Genomic DNA, 18720 nt, shown 5'->3' with positions numbered 1-18720 from the left:
TTTTGTGCGGATCCTCGTCGGCCGGGGTGCGCGTGCGAGACGCCAGATCGTCGCCCGGTTCTGCCGTTATACGACCCGTGCGCGCGCTTTCCAAACGCCGGCGCTAGGCGCCAAACTCCAAACGCGCCGCGGTGCGTGCGCCGCGCGTAGAAGCGGCCGCGTGCCCTGATTGAAACGCGGCGGCGCAGGGCGAATCGTCGTGCGCCGCGGTCGTATCGTCGGATGAATCGAGCGAAGACGGTGCCGCTCAGTCGCAGGCGCGTCGCGACAACAAATGTTGCGTCGCAATATCGGACATGTCGTCACCGGTTTCGCCGGCGCACTTTCCGCGCTGTGTATTACCGCCGATTACGACACTCGCGCCGACATCGTTTCGAAAGAATCCGCTCCCGCCCGCGCGTATCAATGCGCACGCCGATCGCCGCCGATAACGCGGCGCGCACGACGCACCACCCGCCGCACATCGACACGCCATGCTGCACATGCACATCGCCGCGCGCGAAACGCGCAACGGACGTTGCCTGCCGCCTTTCGATCGGCGCCGCCATTTGAAAATAACGATTTGACTCATGCCCCGCTTTCGGTTGAAGCTAATAGCTTGCTGTCCGAAGGGGGCTGTGCCTGCATGAGTTCGACCTTGACCGTTCGTCGTATCGCCGCCGACCAGGGCGACGTGTATCGCGAACTGCGCGCGGCGTCGCTGCGCGAGCCCTACGCACCGGGCGAAGCGCCGGAGGCCGAATTGCTGAACGTCGATTCGGACGCCGCGGCGGCCATCGCCGCGCAGCGCGCCGCATCCGACACGTCGACGACCTTCGTGCTCTACACCGAAGGCCACCCGGCCGGCATGATCGGCGCCTACTTCGACAACTCGCCCGAGCGGCGTGCGTTCGTCAGCGAACTGTGGGTCGCGCATGCGGTGCGTCATCTGCGCGGCGGCGTGCTGCTGGTGGAGACCGCGACCGGTTGGCTCGCCGAGCGCGGCGCGCAGGACGTCTATGCCTGGATCGCCGACGCGAACCGGAACGCGATCCGTTTCTACGAACGCGTCGGTTTCAGCAACACCGGCGAGCACGCGCCGATCGTGCGGATGCCGGGCGCGCTGAAGTCGCTGTTCGTGTCCCACATCAAGCCGTGAACCGGCATCCTTCCCGTGGCCGCTGCGCGCAGTGAGCGGCGCACCGGGGCCGCGCATCGCGGCCGCCCAAAAATGATGGCTGCGCGCGTGGACGCCTGTAAAATACGCAAAAATTTTTTGCAGAGTGTCCATGTCGCTTAAAAAATCGCCATTCTTCGAGCTGCGCAGCGGATCGGTCGATACGTTGCTGTTCACCGTGAAGACGACCGATCTCGATGCGTTGCGTGCCGAACTGGTCAAACGTTTCGAAGCGACTCCCGAGTTTTTCGCCGACGATGTCGTCGCCATCGACGTCCGCCGCCTCGCGGACGGCGAGCGCGTCGCGCTGGCCGACATCCGGCAGATGCTGAGCGACGTGCGGATGCGTCCGGTGGGCGTCGTCGCGCTTGCCTCGCAGGGCTGGGCGACGGAAGCGGGCCTGCCGCTGCTCGAGGCGCGCGATCGCCGCGCGCCGGCCGCGAAAGCGCCCGACGAAGCGGAGCCTGCCGCGGCGCCGGCTGTCGAAGCCGTCGCTGCACCGGCAGCGGAACCGACGCCGGAGCCCGGCGCGGCGTCGCAGCCGGCGGGCGTCCAGACGCTCGTGATCGACCGGCCGCTGCGCTCGGGGCAGCAGATTTACGCGAAAGGAGACCTCGTGGTGCTCGCGCCGGTCAGCCACGGCGCCGAAATCATCGCGGAAGGCAACATCCACATCTACGCGCCGTTGCGCGGCCGCGCACTCGCGGGCGTGCACGGCAATCACGACGCGCGCATCTTCTGCACGTGTCTCGAGCCGGAACTGATTTCGATCGCGGGTATCTATCGAACGACCGAGAACCCGCTGCCCGCAGACGTACTGGGCAAATCGGTGCAGATCCGGCTCGAAGAGGAAAAACTGATGATCGAACCGCTGCGCCTCACGTGATGCATACGGCGCGCTCCGGATCGATCGGCTCTCATTGACGAACACAGGGTATTGGGTAAATGGCAAAAATCATCGTGGTGACTTCGGGCAAGGGCGGCGTGGGCAAGACGACGACGAGCGCGAGCTTCGCGTCCGGTCTCGCGCTGCGCGGCCACAAGACGGCCGTGATCGACTTCGACGTCGGCCTGCGTAACCTCGATCTCATCATGGGCTGCGAGCGTCGCGTCGTGTACGACCTCGTGAACGTGATCCAGGGCGAAGCGAATCTGAACCAGGCGCTGATCAAGGACAAGAAGTGCGAGAACCTGTTCATCCTGCCGGCGTCGCAGACGCGCGACAAGGATGCGCTCACGCGTGACGGCGTCGAGAAGGTGCTGAACGATCTCGCGGCGATGGACTTCGAATACATCGTCTGCGATTCGCCGGCCGGTATCGAGGCCGGCGCGCTGCACGCGATGTACTTCGCGGACGAGGCGCTGATCGTGACGAACCCGGAAGTGTCGTCGGTGCGCGACTCGGATCGCATTCTCGGCATCCTGTCGTCGAAGACGAAGCGCGCGACCGAAGGCAAGGAGCCGATCAAGGAGCATCTGCTGATCACGCGCTACAGCCCGAAGCGCGTGAGCGAGGGCGAGATGCTCTCGCTCGAGGACATCAGCGAGATCCTGCGCATCAAGCTGATCGGCGTGGTGCCGGAGTCCGAAGCGGTGCTGCACGCGTCGAACCAGGGTTTGCCGGCCGTGCATCTCGACGGCACCGACGTCGCCGAAGCGTACAAGGACATCGTCGCGCGCTTCCTCGGCGAGGACAAGCCGCTGCGCTTCACCGAATACCAGAAGCCGGGCCTGCTGCAGCGCCTCTTCGGCAGCAAGTAACGGAGGCCGCTCATGTCCATTCTTTCGTTTCTCCTCGGCGAGAAGAAGAAGTCCGCATCGGTCGCGAAGGAGCGTCTGCAGCTCATCATCGCGCACGAGCGGGTCGGCGGCCGGCCGCCGGCCGATTACCTGCCGGCGCTGCAGAAGGAACTCGTTGCCGTCATTTCGAAGTACGTGCAGATCTCGAACGACGACATCCGCGTGAGCCTCGAGCGCCAGGACGATCTCGAAGTCCTCGAAGTGAAGATCGAGATCCCGCAGGCCTGACCGTTTCGGTATCCTCCCGCACGGCGGCGCAGGCCGCCGTGCGCGTCTTACGCGTTGTTGCACTTTCGGCCCTGCCGTAACACGGCGTCTGTCGGCCGTTCGCCTGCCTCCCGCATTGAACGAATACGTTCCGCGTGATCCGTTCAATCAGGAGGTTGTCATGACTGTCTCTTCCGTTCCCCGCCGTCTCGTGTCGCTCGCGCTTTGTGCCGCGGGCCTGTCGGCCGTCGCCGCGCCGTTCGCCGCGCACGCCGACGAAATCCTCGTCGGCGCGCCCGTCGTCGCGCAGCCGGCGCGCATCGTCGTCGCGCAACCCGTGGCGGTGCCGGCCGCCGAAGAAGTGGTGGTCGTCGCGCCGAGCGCGCCGCCGCCCGTGCGCTACGAAGTCGTGCCGGCCGCGCGCGTCGGCTACGTGTGGGAGCGTGGCCACTGGCGCTGGGAGCACGGCCGCTATGTCTGGATCGGCGGCCACTGGGAGGCCGAGCGCGTCGGCATGCACTGGGTGCCCGGCCACTGGGATCGGCGCGGGCCGAACTGGTTCTGGACGCGCGGTCACTGGGCTTGACGGAGGCGCACGATGAAACGAACGCTACTTGCCATCGCGCTCACCGCCGTCACGCTCGCCGGCTGCATCGTCGTGCCGGCGCGGCCCGTCTACTACCGGCCGGCGCCCGTGGTGATCTACTGAGTGTCGCGCGGGCCGTTGCGCGCCGCATCGGCTGCGGCGGCCGTATCTGCCGCGGCGCGTTGCGGCGCCGCGCCGGCCGGCGTGGCGTCGCTTTCTGCGCGATTGCCGGCCTCGCCGCCGCCGCCGCCGTCGTCGTCGTCGCGCAGCGTATCGAGCGGATCGGCAGGCGCGGCGCCCGCATCCTGCGCGGCGACGACGTCGGTGGCCGCCGCTGCGGTCGGCGCCGGTTGCGCGGCGACGGGCGCCGGCGGCGCGAGGTAGCGCTCGGCGAGCGTCTCGTAGAGCGGCGGCGCGAAGAAGCGCGCGACGCGGCTCGAGACGAGCGCGGTCGCCATCAGCGAAATCACGAGCGCATGCCCGTTGATCATTTCCATCACGATCACGAACGACGTGATCGGCGACTGCGTGACGGCGGCGAGATAGCCGACCATCGCGAGCGCGATCAGCAACGGCAGCGGCATGTTGCCGAACACGAGGTGCAGCAGGTTGCCGAACCCCGCGCCGATCGACAGCGACGGCGCGAAGATCCCGCCCGGAATGCCGGGCAGATACGACGCGACCATCGACACCATCTTCATGAACGGATAGAAGACCGACAATTGCTCGTGGCCGTCGAGCAGCCCGCGCGCTTCGGCGTAGCCGCTGCCGAACGTCGTGCCGCCCGACACGAGGCCGACGACGGCGATCACGAAGCCGCACAGCGCGGCGAACGCGACGGGCCGCCCGCGGTACAGGCCGAGCAGCCGCTCGGGCAGCCAGCGCGCGGTATTGAGCAGCAGCCAGCTGAACAGGCCGCCGGCGATGCCGGTCACGATCGCGGTGACGAGCACCGCGACCGCGAGCAGCTTCGGGAAATGCGCGCCGACGTCGATCGTGCCGAAATACGTGTAGTTGCCGTTCAGGCCCAGCGCGACGACGCCGGCGAGGATGATCGCGGTGATCAGCACGCCGCTCGCGCGCGCGGAGAAGCTGCGCGTCAGTTCCTCGATCGCGAACACGATCCCCGCGAGCGGCGTGTTGAATGCGGCCGACAGGCCGGCGGCCGCGCCGGCGAGCACGAGCTGGCGTTCGATCTGCGCGTTCGAGCGCGGATACAGGCGCCGCAGATTGAACATCAGCGCCGCGCCGACCTGCACGGTCGGCCCTTCGCGGCCGATTGTGAAGCCGCCGAGGATGCCGAGAAACGAAATCAGGATCTTGCCGAACAGGATGCGCAGCGTCAGCAGCCGCGAGCCGAATGCACTCGGCTGCGCGTGCAGCGTCGCGATTACCTGCGGAATGCCGCTGCCTTCGGCGCCGCGGAAGAACCGGCGCGTGGTCCACACGGAGGCGGCCGCGATCGCGGGCGTCAGCACGAGCGGCAGCCACACGGCATGGGCGCGCATCGTGCGGAACGTCTCGTAGCCCCAGTCGATCAGCCGCGCATAGAGCACCGCAATGAGGCCGACGGCGATTGCGCCGAGCCAGAACACGCCGTACTGGCGCCAGATCCGCAGCGAGCGGCGGGTGAGGGCGGGAAACAGGGTGGGAAGCGCGGGGCGTGGCATCGGCGGGGCCGGGCGGGCAAAGATTCGATTATAAAAAGAACGCCGCCGGCGCGCCTTTCGACGAGCTTTTACTCTCGCGACGCATTTTGTTGCAAGTGTAGTGAAATCGTAATATTTGCGCGCGCCAATCCTCTTTAGTATGCCGAAATGGCCGGCTCTTCCCCGCAAACGTGAACCGCATCCTCATCGTAAAAGTGACGTCGCTCGGCGATGTCGTCCAGACGCTGCCCGTCGTCGCGGACATCCATCGCGCGTTTCCCGGCGTGACGGTCGATTGGGCCGTCGACGAATCGTGCGCGGAAGTCGTGCGCTGGCATCCCGGCGTCAGCACGGTGCTGTGTGCGCCGCTGCGGCGGTTCAAGAAGCTGCGCAACGCCGGCGATCTGAAGGCGATCACCGCCTCGATCGGCGCGCTGCGCGCGCATCGCTACGACGCGGTAATCGACCTGCACGGCGTGTACAAGAGCGCGATCATCGCGGCGCTCGCGCGTGCGGCGCGCCGCGTCGGCTATCAGACGCAGGATCTCGGCGAAACGGGCGCGCGCTTCGCGTACTCGCATCGCTTCGGCCCGCGGCCGGCGTGCGACGCATGGCACGGGATGCGCGTGAGCGCCGGCGAGGCGCTCGGGTACGTGCCGGAGGGCGCAGCGACATACGGCATCGTCGCACCGCAGCATGCGGATCTGCCGCCTGCCGTGACGAGCGGCGCGCCGTTCATGCTGCTGTTTCACGCGACGTCGAATCCCGACAAGAAATGGCCGGCCGACCGCTGGGCCGCGCTCGCGACGCGAATGATGGCGCGCGGCCTGCGCGTGCTGCTGCCGTGGGGCTCGGCCGCCGAGCATGACGACGCGCAGGACATCGCCGCCAGGGCGCCGGGCGCGATCGTGCTGCCCGCGATGTCGGTGCGCGCGCTCGGCGCGGCGATCGGCCGGGCGGCGCTCGTCGTCGGCGTCGATACGGGATTCGTCCATATGGCGCACGCGCTCGGGCGGCCGACCGTGATGATCTTCGTCGCGACGTCGCGTCATCACTGCGGGATCGGTGGTGCGCCGCATGCGTTGTCGATCGGCGAGCAGGGTGTGATGCCGACCGTCGACGATGCGCTCCGTGCGATCGATACGGTCGGGCCCGCATACGGCGCATTCGCGCGCGCGAGCTGACGCGCGCGGCCGTCGCGCTACGCAAGCAGCGCTTCGACGGTGACGACCGCGGCGATCGCCGCGAGGTTCGCGAGCAGCGCCTCGAACACGAGGCCGCGCCAGGTTTTCGGCCGGAAGCGCAGCGCGAGCAGCAGCGCGCCGCCCAGCGCGAGCGCGAGGATCAGGACGAGGTCGGCGTTGCCGAGACGGACGCTCATGGGCGCGGCTCCTTCAGGGACGGATGGGGGGGCGCGGCGGCGCCCTCGGATCCGAGTATAAGGAGCGCCCGGCGCCGTGCAACCCGGGTCGTCCCGGAGCGTCAGACGAGCGACGTGTCGCGCGTCTCGCGCATCAGCAGCACGCCGATCAGGCTGATCGCGGCCGCGACGGACAGGTAGCCGCCGACCCACGACAGCCCGCCGCGCGCGGCCAGCAGCTGCGCGATGTACGGCGCGATCGACGCGCCGAGAATCCCGCCGAGGTTGTACGCGACGCCGGCACCCGTGTAGCGGACGTTGGTCGGGAACAGCTCGGGCAGCAGCGCGCCCATCGGCGCGAACGTGACGCCCATCAGGAACAGCTCGATCGTCAGGAACAGCGCGACGAGCGGCATCGACCCGCTGCCGAGCAGCGGCGCCATCGCGAAGCCCGACAGCAACGCGGCGATCGACCCGACGACGAGCACCGGCTTGCGGCCGAACCGGTCGGATGCCCACGCGGACAGCGGCGTCGCGAGCCCCATGAACACGACGGCAAAGCACAGCAGCCCGAGGAAGCTCTGGCGCGGAATGTGCAGCGCCGACACGCCGTACGACAGCGAGAACACCGTCGAGATATAGAACAGCGTGTAGCAGACGACCATCGCGAGCGCGCCGAGCAGCGTCGGCTGCCAGTGCTGCGACACGAGCGTCGCGACCGGCACGCGCACGCGCTCCTGACGGTCGACGGCGGCCTGAAACGCCGGCGTCTCGGCGATCTTGAGCCGCACATAGAGGCCGAGCGCGACGAGCACCGCGCTGACGAGGAACGGAATGCGCCAGCCCCAACTGCGGAACTGCGCGTCGGACAGCGACAGCGCGAGCGCGAAGAACAGCCCGTTCGACATCAGGAAGCCGACCGACGGGCCGAGCTGCGGGAACATGCCGAACCAGCCGCGCTTGCCCTGCGGCGCATGTTCGGTCGCGAGCAGCGCTGCGCCGCCCCATTCGCCGCCGAGGCCGATGCCCTGGCCGAAGCGCAGCACGCACAGCAGCACGGGCGCGAGCGTGCCGATCGCGTCGTAGCCGGGCACGAAGCCGATCGCGGTCGTCGACAGACCCATCACGAGCAGCGAGGCGACGAGCGTCGATTTGCGCCCGATGCGGTCGCCGAAGTGGCCGAACAGGAACGAGCCGATCGGTCGCGCGATGAACGCGATGCCGAACGTGACGAAGGCGGACAGCGCCTGCGCGGTCGCCGAGCCGTGCGGGAAAAACACGGGGCCGATCACGAGCGCGGCGGCCGTCGCGTAGACGTAGAAATCGTAGAACTCGATCGCGGTGCCGATGAAGCTCGCGAACACGATGCGCCGGTGGCTGACGGCGCCGGCCGAACCGGTTGCACGTGCAACGGCCGGTGGGGATGCGGACATGGATGTCTCCGTTTTGTCGTTGGGGCGGCTGCGCGCGTTCGGTCGGACGAAGGCCCGCCGGCGCGGCCGAGCGATGGATGCGGGGAGGGCGTCGCGCGTCGCCGCGCGGACGTCGTCCGCCGGTCGAGGATGGAGACGGATGGTCGCCGCCGCCCGGTGCCGGCGTGGTCGGCCCGCCTGCCGGGTGCGGCGCGCGGGCGGCGCGCAGCGTGATGGCCGCGCGAGTGTGCGGAAAATTATAGCGATCGCGGCCGCGCGCCGGCAATTGCGACCGGCGGCGGTTCAGTCGAGCGACTGCGCCTGTGCGGAGGCCGTGCTCTGCAACTGGAAGTGACCGTCGTCGTTGAACAGCCAGCCTTCCATCAGTTCGAGCCGGCCGTCGCCGTCGAGCAGCCGCGACGGCGGCGCGGGCAGCGGCGCCGAGCGGCGTAGCGAGGCGAGCGCGAGCGCTTCGGCTTCGCTGTCGCCGTTGCTGCGATAGACGGACGCGTTGACGAGCCGGCCGCCGCGATCGACGGTGAACGCGACGACGACGAGCGAACGCAGCATCGCCTGCGGCGTGCCGCGCAGCAGGCCCGACGGATTGCGTTCGGCCACGCGCCGCGCGATCTCGATGCGGTACTGATCGAGGCTCGCGGAACGGATCACGGGTGAAACGACTGCGCTCGTGTGCGACGGCGGAGGCGTGATGGTGCACGCGGCGAGCATCGCGACGGCGGCGAGCGCGACGACGCGCAGCCGGTCGACGATCGGAACGGATAGGGGACGCATGGCAGGGCAGCCGAGGTGACGATAGAAAAATGATAGACGCGCGCACGCCGCGCGATATGGGGAGAAACGCATAGCCCGCGAGGCGCAATACGCACGCGGCAGATGATGGAGCGGGCGCGCGCCGTGCGCGGACGTCAGTACCCGTGCGTGACGAGCGACAGGACCGACAAGTCGGGATGCGTGCCGTCGATGATGCTCTTGCCGACGTGCACGGCCTCGTGCACGGCTTCGTCGACGCTCGCGAAGCTCTCCTCGCCGTCCGCATGAAACGGCACCGCATGCCCGGGCAGCGCGGGATTCGCGCCCGGATGGCAGACGTAGCCCGTGTACGTGAAGCGCATCGCGTTGCCGGGCGCCGTGCCGGGCACGACGTGGATCTCGAAACCTTCGTAATCGACGTGATCGGTCGGGGTCGACAGCTCGGTCATGGCGGTCTCCGTATGCGGCGCGCACGGATCGCGCGCGCGGCGTCGAGTGCGCGGCGGATCGTGTCGCCGTGCTGATCCGAATTTTAGGCGATGGCCGCGCGTGCGGCGGCGACATCCGCGCTGCCGTGGTCGCCGCGCTCAGGCATGCGCGCGCGATCGGATCACGGCTTGCAGCGCGCGTCCTTTCTCTGCACGTCGATGATCACGGGATAGGTCCTGCCGTGGTCGAGCTCGACCGGCGCGACGACCGTCAGCATCGTCGGATCCGAATCGTCGTACACGCTGACGCGCTCGTTGCGCAGATAGGTGACGCCCGTGCAGTTCGACGCGCGTCCATCGTCGGACACCTTGCACTGCAGCTCGTTTTCCTTCAGATAGTTGTACGGCGTCGGGCTCGCGAGATATTCGCGCAGGCTGCCGGGCGCGCCGCCGACGCCCGTCACGGACGCGATCGCGCACGATGCGCTCTGCGTGTCGCCGGCGGCGGTATCCGCGGCCGCCTGCGCGCTGACGACGGCCAGCACGGCGGCGAGCGACGAGAGGAGAAAGGGCTTCATGACGGGTTTCCCGTTTCGCGAATCGGAGCGCGGAATTGTAGCGGCATCCGGCGCGACGCGCGTCGGCGCGGCCGTCGCGCGGCACGTGCAAGGCGGCTGCCGCATCGCGGCATCGCCGCGTCGGCCGCACAAACGAAAAACGGGCCGAGCGGCCCGTTTTCCATTCAAGCGTTGGCGGAAGCGGTGAGATTCGAACTCACGGACGGTTGCCCGTCGCTGGTTTTCAAGACCAGTGCCTTAAACCACTCGGCCACGCTTCCATGCGAGGCGGCATTGTAACCGAAATGCCGCACCGTTTTGCCGTCAATCGTCGCGCAGGAACAGTTCCTGCAGATCGTTCAGGAAACGCTGGCCGAGCGGCGTCGGCGCGATCCGCGTGAAGTCGCGCGTGATGAGTCCGCGCCGTTCCGCCTCCTGCAGCGCCGGCTCGATCGTGCTGATCGGCAGCCCCGTGCGCTCGACGAAGCTGTGCACCGGAAAGCCTTCGACGAGCCGCAGCGTGTTCAGCATGAACTCGAACGGCAGGTCGCGTGCGCCGACTTCGCGCTCCTCCTGCACCGGCGTGCCGGCCAGCGCCTGTTCGATGAAGGTCGCCGGATGCTTGTAGCGCGCCTGCCGCAGGATCCGGTTCGGAAACGACAGCTTCGTATGCGCGCCCGCGCCGATCCCGAGGTAATCGCCGAAGCGCCAGTAGTTCAGATTGTGCTTGCAGCGATGATTCGGCTTCGCATACGCGGACACTTCATACCGTTCGTAGCCGGCTTCCGCGGTGCGCGCATGAATCCATTCCTGCATGTCGGCCGACGCGTCGTCGTCGGGCACCGCCGGCGGAAATTTCGCGAACAGCGTGTTCGGCTCCAGCGTCAGGTGGTACAGCGACAGATGCGGCGGCGCGAACGACAGTGCGGTCTCGATGTCGGCGCGGCATTCGTCGAACGTCTGGTTCGGCAGCGCGAACATCAGGTCGAGGTTGAAGTTGTCGAACGTCTTCGCGGCGATCTCGACGGCGGCGCGCGCTTGCGCGGTGTCGTGGATGCGGCCGAGCGCCTTCAGGTGCGCTTCGTTGAAGCTCTGGATGCCGACCGACAGCCGGTTCACGCCGCTCGCGCGAAACTGCGCGAACTTCGCGGCTTCGAACGTGCCGGGATTCGCCTCGAGCGTGATCTCGGCGTCCGCGTCGAGCGGCAGCAATGCGCGCACGTCCGACAGCAGCCGGTCGAGGCCGGCCGCCGACAGCAGGCTCGGCGTGCCGCCGCCGATGAACACCGTATGCACCTGCCGGCCCCACACGAGCGGCAGCGCGTGCTCGAGATCCGCGCGCAGCGCATCGAGATACTCGGTTTCCGGGAAGCGCTCGCCTTTCCATTCATGCGAGTTGAAATCGCAGTACGGGCACTTGCGCACGCACCACGGGAAATGCACGTACAGCGCGAGCGGCGGCAGCGACGTGAGCCGCACCTGTCCGGGCGACGTGAACGTCGCGACCACGCGTGCGCCGGTTTCGGCGGCCTGACTCATGCGGCCTCCCGCACACGGCTGACGTCGACGCGCGTCATGCTTCCTCCGCGAGTCGCGCGAGCAGCGCCTTCAGCGCGCGCGCCCGATGGCTGTGCGTATTCTTCACGGCCGGTTCGAGTTCGGCGGCCGTCGCGCCGAGCGAGGGCAGATAGAAATACGGGTCGTAGCCGAATCCGTGTTCGCCGCGCGGTGTGTCGACGATTTCGCCTTCCCAGCGGCCTTCGGCGAACAGCGGTTCGGGGTCGTCCGCATGGCGCACGAGTGCCAGCACGCAGCAGTAGTACGCGCGGCGGTCGTCGATGCCGCGCAGTTGCTCGACCAGATAGGCGTTGTTCGCCGCGTCGCCCTTCTCGCGGCCCGCACGCTGCGCGTAGCGCGCCGAATAGACGCCGGGCGCGCCGCGCAGCGCGCGTACGCAGAGCCCCGAATCGTCGGCGATCGCCGGCAGCCCGGTGAGCTGCGATGCGTGGCGCGCTTTCGTCAGCGCGTTTTCGATGAAGGTGCGAAACGGCTCCTCGGCTTCCGGCACGGCGAGCTCGCCTTGCGGCACGATTTCGATGCCGACCGTCGAGAACAGCGCGGCGAACTCGCGCAGCTTGCCGGGATTGTTCGACGCGAGCACGATGCGCGCGAGCGGGGCGGCCATGCGATGCTCAGACATGGCGCAGGCCCAGCACGTCCTTCTGCAGCTGCACGAGCGTGCCGATGCCGCTTTGCGCGAGATCGAGCAGCGCGTCCATCTCGGCGCGCGAGAACGGCACGCCTTCGGCGGTGCCCTGGACTTCGACGAAGCCGCCCGCGCCCGTCATCACGACGTTCATGTCGGTGTCGCAGCGCGAGTCTTCCGCGTAGTCGAGGTCGAGCACCGGCGTGCCTTCGTACACGCCGACCGAAATCGCGGCGACATGATCGACGATCGGCGAGCGTTCGAGCTTGCCCGCTGCAAGCAGCGTCGACACCGCATCGTGCGCGGCGACGAAGGCGCCGGTGATGCTCGCGGTGCGCGTGCCGCCGTCGGCCTGGATCACGTCGCAGTCGAGGTGGATCGTGCGCGGGCCGAGCGCTTCGAGATTGAACACCGCGCGCAGCGCGCGGCCGATCAGGCGCTGAATTTCCTGCGTGCGGCCGGTCTGCTTGCCGCGCGCGGCCTCGCGATCGCTGCGCGTGTGCGTCGCGCGCGGCAGCATCCCGTATTCGGCGGTGAGCCAGCCCTGTCCGCGCTCGCGCAGGAATTCGGGCACGCGCTCGGCGACGCTCGCCGTGCAGATCACCTTCGTGTCGCCGAATTCGACGAGCACGGAGCCTTCCGCGTGCTTCGTGTAGTGGCGGGTGAGCGCGACCTTGCGCAGTTCGTCTGCGCGGCGGCCGCTCGGGCGGGAAAGGGAGGACGTCATGAGCCAATCGTGAGGAGGAAGAGGAAACCCCGATTTTAGCGCCGAACGGCGGGCTTGCCCGGCGGGGTCGTCCGCAAAAATGGGATAATGCGCGCTTCCCGCCCCGCGCTTCGGAACGCGCCGGGCGCCTCGACATATCCTGCCCGCAAGGGCACCCAGACGGCGAGACGAACCATGATTTACAGCATGACGGGCTACGCGAGCGCGACGCGCGAACTCGCGGCGGCCACCGGCAATGGCGGCGCCAGCGTGTCGGTCGAACTGCGCACCGTGAACTCGCGCTTCCTCGACCTGAACTTCCGCATGCCGGACGACGTGCGCGCGTGCGAACCCGCGCTGCGCGAGATGCTGATGAACAAGCTGTCGCGCGGCAAGGTCGACGTGCGCATCAACCTGCAGCGCGGCGAGCAGAGCATCGGCGCCGGCGCGCTGAATCAAACGGCGCTCGGCCAGCTCGCCGATCTCGAGCGCTCGGTGCTCGACGCGTTTCCCGGCGTCGGCCGGCTGCGCGCGGGTGAAATCCTGCGCTGGCCCGGCGTGCTCGCCGAGAGCGGCGTGTCGGCCGACGCGATCCGCGATGCGGTGCTCGCCTGCGGCAAGGAAGCGATCGGCGAACTGGTCGTCGTGCGCTCGCGCGAAGGGGCGCAGCTCGCGACGATGCTGCTGTCGAACGTCGCCGAGATGGAGGCGATCGTCGCGCGCATCACGCCGCTCGTGCCGGAGCTGATCGCGAAGCATCAGCAGAAGATCGTCGAGCGGCTGCAGGAAGCGCTCGGCATCGCGGCGCCGGAAGGCAGCGCGCCGATCGTGTCGCGCGAAGAGGCCGCGGAACGCATTCGTCAGGAAGTGACGATGTACGGGATCCGGATCGACATCGCGGAAGAGCTGTCGCGACTCACCGCGCACCTGAACGAAACGCGTCACGTGATCGAGAAGGGCGGCCGTGTCGGCAAGCGTCTCGACTTCATGATGCAGGAACTGAATCGCGAAGCGAATACGCTCGGCTCGAAAGCAGCGGCGAAGGAACTCGCCGACGCATCGATGGCGCTGAAGCTGCTGATCGAGCAGATGCGCGAGCAAGTGCAAAACCTGGAGTAAAAGCAAGATGACCGAATCCACCCGCGACGGCCACGCGTCGCATTCACTGCACGGCGGCGTTTATCCCGGCAACCTGTTCATGGTCGTCGCGCCGTCGGGCGCCGGCAAGTCGACGCTCGTGAATGCGCTGCTGTCGAAGGACAGCGACATCCGCCTGTCGATCTCGTACACGACGCGCAAGCCGCGCCCGGGCGAGCAGGACGGCCAGCACTATCATTTCACGACGGTCGAGGATTTCCGCGCGCGGCACGCGGCGCACGAATTCCTCGAAAGCGCGGAAGTGCACGGCAACTACTACGGCACGTCGCGTGTCTGGATCGAAGAGCAGATGAAGAGCGGCCACGACGTGCTGCTCGAGATCGACTGGCAGGGCGCGCAGCAGGTGAAGAAGCAGTTCCGCAACGCGGTCGGCATCTTCATTCTGCCGCCGTCGCTCGACGCGCTCGAAGAGCGGCTGAAAAAGCGCGGCCAGGACGAGCCGAACGTGATCACGCGACGCCTGCTCGCGGCGGGCAGCGAGATGGCGCACGCGTCCGAAGCCGAGTACGTCGTGATCAACGAGAACTTCGATCGTGCGCTCGCGGAGCTCGAATGCATCGTCGCGGCGACGCGTCTGCGCTTTGCGTCGCAGTACGCGCGTCACACGGAGCTGTTCATCGAACTCGGTATCCATCTGCCCCACGCGGAATGACGCGGGGCATGAGGGACATAAGGTAGAATAAGGACTATATTCAGAAGGAATTACCAACATGGCTCGCATTACTGTCGAAGACTGCCTGAAGCAAATCCCGAACCGCTTCGAACTGGCGCTCGCCGCCACCTATCGCGCGCGGCAGCTCGCGCAAGGCCATACGCCGAAGATCGAAAGCCGCGACAAGCCGACCGTCGTCGCGCTGCGCGAGATCGCGGCCGGCCAGGTCGGCCTCGAGATGTTGAAGAAGGTGCCGGTGTAACGCGCACCCGGCCCGTTTCAGCCATGTAATTCACGCGCGCAACGACTCGACCAGGAGGCGAATATGAGCACCACCCCATCGTCCGCCTCCGCGGATGCGATCACCGAAGACACGGTCCGGTCGCCAGCGCGCCAGTACATCGACGCGGTCCTCGAACAGTCCTTCCGGCATCTGTTCGGGCCGACCGCCACTCCGGAGCAGCCGCGCAAGCACGGCGTCGTTTCGATTGCGAATCTGACGGCCGCGCTTGCCGAGTATCTCGGTCCGGACGAAATCAAAGAGGTGAAGGCGGCGTTCCATTTCAGCGACGAAGCCCACCTCGGTCAATATCGCCAGAGCGGCGAACCCTACATCACCCATCCTGTCGCCGTCGCCGAAATCTGTGCGGGCTGGAAGCTCGACGCGCAGGCGATCATGGCGGCGCTGCTGCACGACGTGATGGAAGACCAGGGCGTCACGAAGAGCGAGCTCGCCGAGCGCTTCGGCCCGAAGGTCGCCGAGCTCGTCGACGGCCTGTCGAAACTCGACAAGATGGAATTCCGCAGTCGCGAGGAAGCGCAGGCGGAAAACTTCCGCAAGATGCTGCTCGCGATGGCGCGCGACGTGCGCGTGATCCTCGTGAAGCTCGCCGACCGCCTGCACAATATGCGCACGCTCGGCGCGGTGCCGATGGAAAAGCGTCGCCGCGTCGCGCGCGAAACGCTCGACATCTATGCGCCGATCGCGCACCGGCTCGGTCTGAACAATACGTATCGCGAGCTGCAGGACATGAGCTTCGCGAACTTCAATCCGCATCGCTACGCGACGCTCGAGAAGGCCGTGAAGGCCGCGCGCGGCAATCGCCACGAAGTGATCGGCAAGATTCTCGAGGCCGCGCAGCGCGCGATGGCCGACGCGAAGCTCGACGCCGAGATCACCGGGCGCGAAAAGACGATCTACAGCATCTACCGCAAGATGCGCGACAAGCAGCTGTCGTTCTCGCAGGTGCTCGACGTGTACGGCTTTCGCGTCGTCGTCGACAGCCCGCTCGACTGCTACACGTGCATCGGCGCGCTGCATGCGCTCTACAAGCCCGTACCCGGCAAGTTCAAGGACTACATCGCAATCCCGAAGATCAACGGCTATCAGTCGCTGCACACGACGCTCGTCGGGCCGTTCGGCGCGCCGATCGAATTCCAGGTGCGCACGCGCAAGATGCACGAGATCGCGGAAGCCGGCGTGGCCGCGCACTGGCTCTACAAGAACGGCGGCGCGGATCTGAACGACGTGCAGAAACGCGCGCATCAGTGGCTGAAATCGCTGCTCGACATCCAGAGCGAAGCCGGCGATTCGAGCGAATTCCTCGAGCACGTGAAGATCGACCTGTTCCCCGACGCGGTCTACGTGTTCACGCCGAAGTCGAAGATCATGGCGCTGCCGCGCGGCGCGACCGCGCTCGACTTCGCGTATTCGATCCACAGCGATCTGGGCAACCAGTGCGTCGCCGTGAAGATCAACAACGAACTGCTGCCGCTGCGCACCGAGCTGAAGAGCGGCGACATCGTCGAGGTCATTACCGCGCCGTATTCGAAGCCGAACCCGGCGTGGCTCGGCTTCGTGCGCACCGGCAAGGCGCGTTCGGCGATTCGTCACTATCTGAAGACGATGCGGCTGAACGAGTCGGTGCAGCTCGGCGAGCGGCTCGTCGACCAGAGCCTGAAGGGCTACGGCCTATCGCTGGCCGACGTCGCGCCCGAGGTGTGGGAAAAGCTCGTGCAGTGGACGGGCAACAAGAGTCGTCAGGAAATCTTCGCCGACATCGGCCTCGGCCGCCGCGTCGCGGCGGTGATGGCCAAGCGCATCGAGGTGCTGATGAGCGGCCGCGACGCGGACGACGATCTGCCGAAGGGCGAGCGCCACGTCGTGCCGCACGCGCCGCCGGTCGTGATCACCGGCACGGAAGGGATGTCGGTACAGTTGTCCGCGTGCTGCCGGCCAATCCCGGGCGACGCGATCATGGGCTATATCGGCATCGGCCTCGGGATGGCGATCCATACGACCGACTGCCGCGTCGCGCAGCGCATCCATCGTCGCGATCCGGGGCGCTGGATCGACGTCGAATGGGCGCCGCAGCCGGGCCGGCTGTTCGACGTCGCGGTGAAGGCGCTCGTGAAGAACACGAAGGGCATCTTCGCGCGCGTGGCGGCCGACATCACGTCGGCCGACGCGAACATCGTGCACATCGCGATGGACGAGGATCTCACGCACGAATCGACGGTGCTGCGCTTCGTGATCCAGGTCAGCGACCGCGTGCATCTGGCAAACGTGATGCGCCGCGTGCGCACGAATCCGGACGTCATGCGCATCATGCGCGAGCGCTCGACCGACGACGGCACGCATGCGCGCCACGACGGCGGAATGCGCATCGAGCGCGAGCGGCAGGATTACTGACCTGGGATGAATCGAATGACGAAACGGCGGCCGCGGGCCGCCGTTTTTGTACGTGGTGACCCGTCCTGAAATAGGTTGACACTTTTTCGCCGAGACGAAGAGGTGGCAAGTGGAACAAGGGATCAAGCGGACGCAGCGGGACTACAGCTTGGCTTTTAAGCTATCGGTGGTGGCCCAAGTCGAAAAAGGCGAGCTGACGTATAAAGAGGCGCAGCGGCGCTACGGCATCCAAGGACGCTCGACCGTGCTGGTATGGTTACGTAAGCACGGCTTGCAGGATTGGGCCGATCCATCCGGCCGTGCGCGATCGGGTTCTACTATGTCAAAGCAAGACGCCAAGCCGCTCACGCCGGAGCAGCGCATCAAGGAATTGGAAACGCAGCTGCGAGAGGCACAGGAGAAAGCTGCGTTGTTCGAGGCCGTGCTCGACGTGATGCGCAAGGACTACGGGATCACCGTAAAAAAGCCTTCGGGCAGGTCGTCGCGCAAAAGCGGATCAAAAAGCTGAGCGTCGAACGAGCCTGCCGCTACATGGGCATCAGCCGGCAAGCGTATTACAAGCGATGTCGCAGCGAGGAACGCCGCAGCACGCAAGCCGAAGTCGTGACGACGCTGGTGCGCGATATACGGCTGCGCCAACCGAGACTCGGGGCACGAAAGCTGCACCATCTGCTCGGGCCTGTCTTGGGTGAGCGCGGCATCAAGCTCGGGCGAGATCGATTGTTCGATGTGCTGCGCGCCGCGCGCCTGTTGGTCGTGCCACACCGGGCGTACCACAAGACGACGCAGAGCCATCATCGCTTCCGGCGACATCCGAATCTGCTTAAACCCGGGCCGGATCAGGTCGTGCCGACTGGGCCCGAACAAGTGTGGGTGGCCGACATCACCTATCTGCCCACGGCTGGCCCGTTCGTGTACCTGAGCCTGATTACCGATGCGTTCTCGCGCAAGATCGTCGGTCATCACGTTCACGACAGCCTACAGACCGAACAGGTCAGTCAGGCGCTGAAGAAGGCGTTGCGCACGCGCCAGACCAGCCAGCCCTTGATCCATCATTCCGATCGTGGGATCCAGTACTGCTCGACCTACTATCAGGACATCCATCGGCGTCACGGCTTGCGCTGTTCGATGACGGACGGCTACGACTGCTATCAAAATGCGCTGGCCGAGCGGGTCAACGGCATCCTCAAGGGTGAGTTCTTGCTGCAGCGTCCTGCTGACCTCGAGCAGGCCACCAAGATGGTCGAACAGTCCGTGCGCACCTACAACCACGAGCGGCCACATGCTGCCCTGAAATACAAAACGCCCGATGCGGTGCATCGGGCGTTCTAGCGTACGGATACTGTCAACCTATTCTAGGACTTGACATGGGTTCGACAG

Annotated in this window: 20 protein-coding genes and 1 tRNA gene; 11 read left to right on the top strand and 10 right to left on the bottom strand. The window is 67.0% G+C overall.

What is annotated here, in order from left to right; translation table 11 throughout:
• The first annotated feature begins 517 nt into the window (after window positions 1-517).
• From BCR55_RS03300 to BCR55_RS03280, 5 genes are all read left to right on the top strand, one after another.
• Window positions 518-1138 carry a GNAT family N-acetyltransferase gene (locus BCR55_RS03300; RefSeq protein ID WP_223852620.1) on the top strand — a complete coding sequence of 207 codons (621 nt, stop codon included), beginning with the start codon at window positions 518-520 and terminating at the stop codon, window positions 1136-1138.
• Between the two features lie 130 nt (window positions 1139-1268).
• Window positions 1269-2042, top strand: a complete 774-nt coding sequence (gene minC / locus BCR55_RS03295; RefSeq protein ID WP_006406273.1) for a septum site-determining protein MinC — start codon at window positions 1269-1271, stop codon at window positions 2040-2042.
• A gap of 59 nt (window positions 2043-2101) precedes the next feature.
• Window positions 2102-2917, top strand: a complete 816-nt coding sequence (minD, locus tag BCR55_RS03290) for a septum site-determining protein MinD (protein WP_006400799.1) — start codon at window positions 2102-2104, stop codon at window positions 2915-2917.
• Window positions 2918-2929: 12 nt separating this feature from the next.
• Window positions 2930-3184 carry a cell division topological specificity factor MinE gene (minE, locus tag BCR55_RS03285; protein ID WP_006400798.1) on the top strand — a complete coding sequence of 85 codons (255 nt, stop codon included), beginning with the start codon at window positions 2930-2932 and terminating at the stop codon, window positions 3182-3184.
• A 160-nt stretch (window positions 3185-3344) separates the two neighbouring features.
• Window positions 3345-3749: a YXWGXW repeat-containing protein gene (locus tag BCR55_RS03280; RefSeq protein ID WP_048996701.1), complete on the top strand. Its 405-nt coding sequence runs from the start codon at window positions 3345-3347 to the stop codon at window positions 3747-3749.
• A 116-nt stretch (window positions 3750-3865) separates the two neighbouring features.
• Here BCR55_RS03280 and BCR55_RS03275 read toward each other — a convergent pair whose 3' ends face one another.
• Window positions 3866-5419: a chloride channel protein gene (locus BCR55_RS03275; RefSeq protein WP_035489267.1), complete on the bottom strand. Its 1554-nt coding sequence runs from the start codon at window positions 5417-5419 to the stop codon at window positions 3866-3868.
• Window positions 5420-5589: 170 nt separating this feature from the next.
• On the opposite strand from BCR55_RS03275, the gene waaC reads away from it, so the two are divergent.
• Entirely contained in the window at window positions 5590-6582 is a 993-nt protein-coding gene (gene waaC / locus BCR55_RS03270; RefSeq protein ID WP_006400795.1) for a lipopolysaccharide heptosyltransferase I, read from the top strand.
• Window positions 6583-6599: 17 nt separating this feature from the next.
• Here the strand turns inward: waaC and BCR55_RS03265 are convergent, their stop codons facing one another.
• The 9 genes from BCR55_RS03265 to rph form a co-directional block, all read right to left on the bottom strand.
• The gene (locus BCR55_RS03265) at window positions 6600-6779 is read right to left on the bottom strand and encodes a hypothetical protein (protein ID WP_006400794.1); all 180 of its coding nucleotides are present in this window, start codon (window positions 6777-6779) and stop codon (window positions 6600-6602) included.
• A gap of 101 nt (window positions 6780-6880) precedes the next feature.
• Window positions 6881-8191 (bottom strand): MFS transporter, encoded by a 1311-nt coding sequence (locus BCR55_RS03260; protein ID WP_065494164.1) that lies wholly within the window; start codon window positions 8189-8191, stop codon window positions 6881-6883.
• 282 nt (window positions 8192-8473) lie between these two features.
• Complete coding sequence (locus BCR55_RS03255) at window positions 8474-8962, bottom strand: energy transducer TonB (RefSeq protein ID WP_170933536.1); 489 nt, start codon at window positions 8960-8962, stop codon at window positions 8474-8476.
• Between the two features lie 134 nt (window positions 8963-9096).
• Window positions 9097-9390: a hypothetical protein gene (locus BCR55_RS03250; protein ID WP_059783527.1), complete on the bottom strand. Its 294-nt coding sequence runs from the start codon at window positions 9388-9390 to the stop codon at window positions 9097-9099.
• A gap of 161 nt (window positions 9391-9551) precedes the next feature.
• The gene (locus tag BCR55_RS03245) at window positions 9552-9947 is read right to left on the bottom strand and encodes a hypothetical protein (protein WP_006400789.1); all 396 of its coding nucleotides are present in this window, start codon (window positions 9945-9947) and stop codon (window positions 9552-9554) included.
• A 172-nt stretch (window positions 9948-10119) separates the two neighbouring features.
• Window positions 10120-10207 (bottom strand) — tRNA-Ser (locus BCR55_RS03240).
• A gap of 43 nt (window positions 10208-10250) precedes the next feature.
• Window positions 10251-11465 carry a radical SAM family heme chaperone HemW gene (gene hemW, locus BCR55_RS03235; RefSeq protein ID WP_039225131.1) on the bottom strand — a complete coding sequence of 405 codons (1215 nt, stop codon included), beginning with the start codon at window positions 11463-11465 and terminating at the stop codon, window positions 10251-10253.
• Between the two features lie 34 nt (window positions 11466-11499).
• A complete protein-coding gene (gene rdgB, locus BCR55_RS03230) occupies window positions 11500-12126 on the bottom strand; it encodes an RdgB/HAM1 family non-canonical purine NTP pyrophosphatase (protein WP_043279610.1) in 627 nt (208 codons plus the stop codon).
• Entirely contained in the window at window positions 12119-12859 is a 741-nt protein-coding gene (rph, locus tag BCR55_RS03225; protein WP_065494163.1) for a ribonuclease PH, read from the bottom strand. The genes rdgB and rph overlap by 8 nt, the downstream gene beginning before the upstream one ends.
• A gap of 174 nt (window positions 12860-13033) precedes the next feature.
• Here rph and BCR55_RS03220 point away from each other — a divergent pair, with 174 nt between their 5' ends.
• The 5 genes from BCR55_RS03220 (at window position 13034) to BCR55_RS03195 (ending at window position 18672) form a co-directional block, all read left to right on the top strand.
• Window positions 13034-13957, top strand: a complete 924-nt coding sequence (locus tag BCR55_RS03220) for a YicC/YloC family endoribonuclease (protein WP_006400785.1) — start codon at window positions 13034-13036, stop codon at window positions 13955-13957.
• A 7-nt stretch (window positions 13958-13964) separates the two neighbouring features.
• Window positions 13965-14648, top strand: coding sequence for a guanylate kinase (gmk, locus tag BCR55_RS03215; RefSeq protein ID WP_006400784.1), 684 nt, complete (start codon window positions 13965-13967; stop codon window positions 14646-14648).
• Between the two features lie 58 nt (window positions 14649-14706).
• Window positions 14707-14910, top strand: a complete 204-nt coding sequence (gene rpoZ, locus BCR55_RS03210; RefSeq protein ID WP_006400783.1) for a DNA-directed RNA polymerase subunit omega — start codon at window positions 14707-14709, stop codon at window positions 14908-14910.
• Window positions 14911-14973: 63 nt separating this feature from the next.
• On the top strand, window positions 14974-17340 hold the full coding sequence (locus BCR55_RS03205; protein ID WP_065494162.1) for a bifunctional (p)ppGpp synthetase/guanosine-3',5'-bis(diphosphate) 3'-pyrophosphohydrolase: 2367 nt from the start codon (window positions 14974-14976) through the stop codon (window positions 17338-17340).
• A gap of 109 nt (window positions 17341-17449) precedes the next feature.
• Window positions 17450-18672 (top strand): IS3 family transposase gene (locus tag BCR55_RS03195; protein ID WP_105775252.1). Its coding sequence is split into 2 segments (ribosomal slippage): window positions 17450-17815 and window positions 17818-18672, totalling 1221 coding nucleotides; the frame shifts between segments, so codons are not numbered across the junction.
• Window positions 18673-18720 lie beyond the last annotated feature (48 nt).

This window comes from Burkholderia sp. CCA53, assembly GCF_001685525.1.
In the GTDB taxonomy this organism is placed as follows: Bacteria; Pseudomonadota; Gammaproteobacteria; order Burkholderiales; family Burkholderiaceae; genus Burkholderia; species Burkholderia multivorans.
The sequence above is the reverse complement of the archived record's forward strand: the minus strand, read 5'-3'. Positions and strand labels throughout refer to the sequence as shown.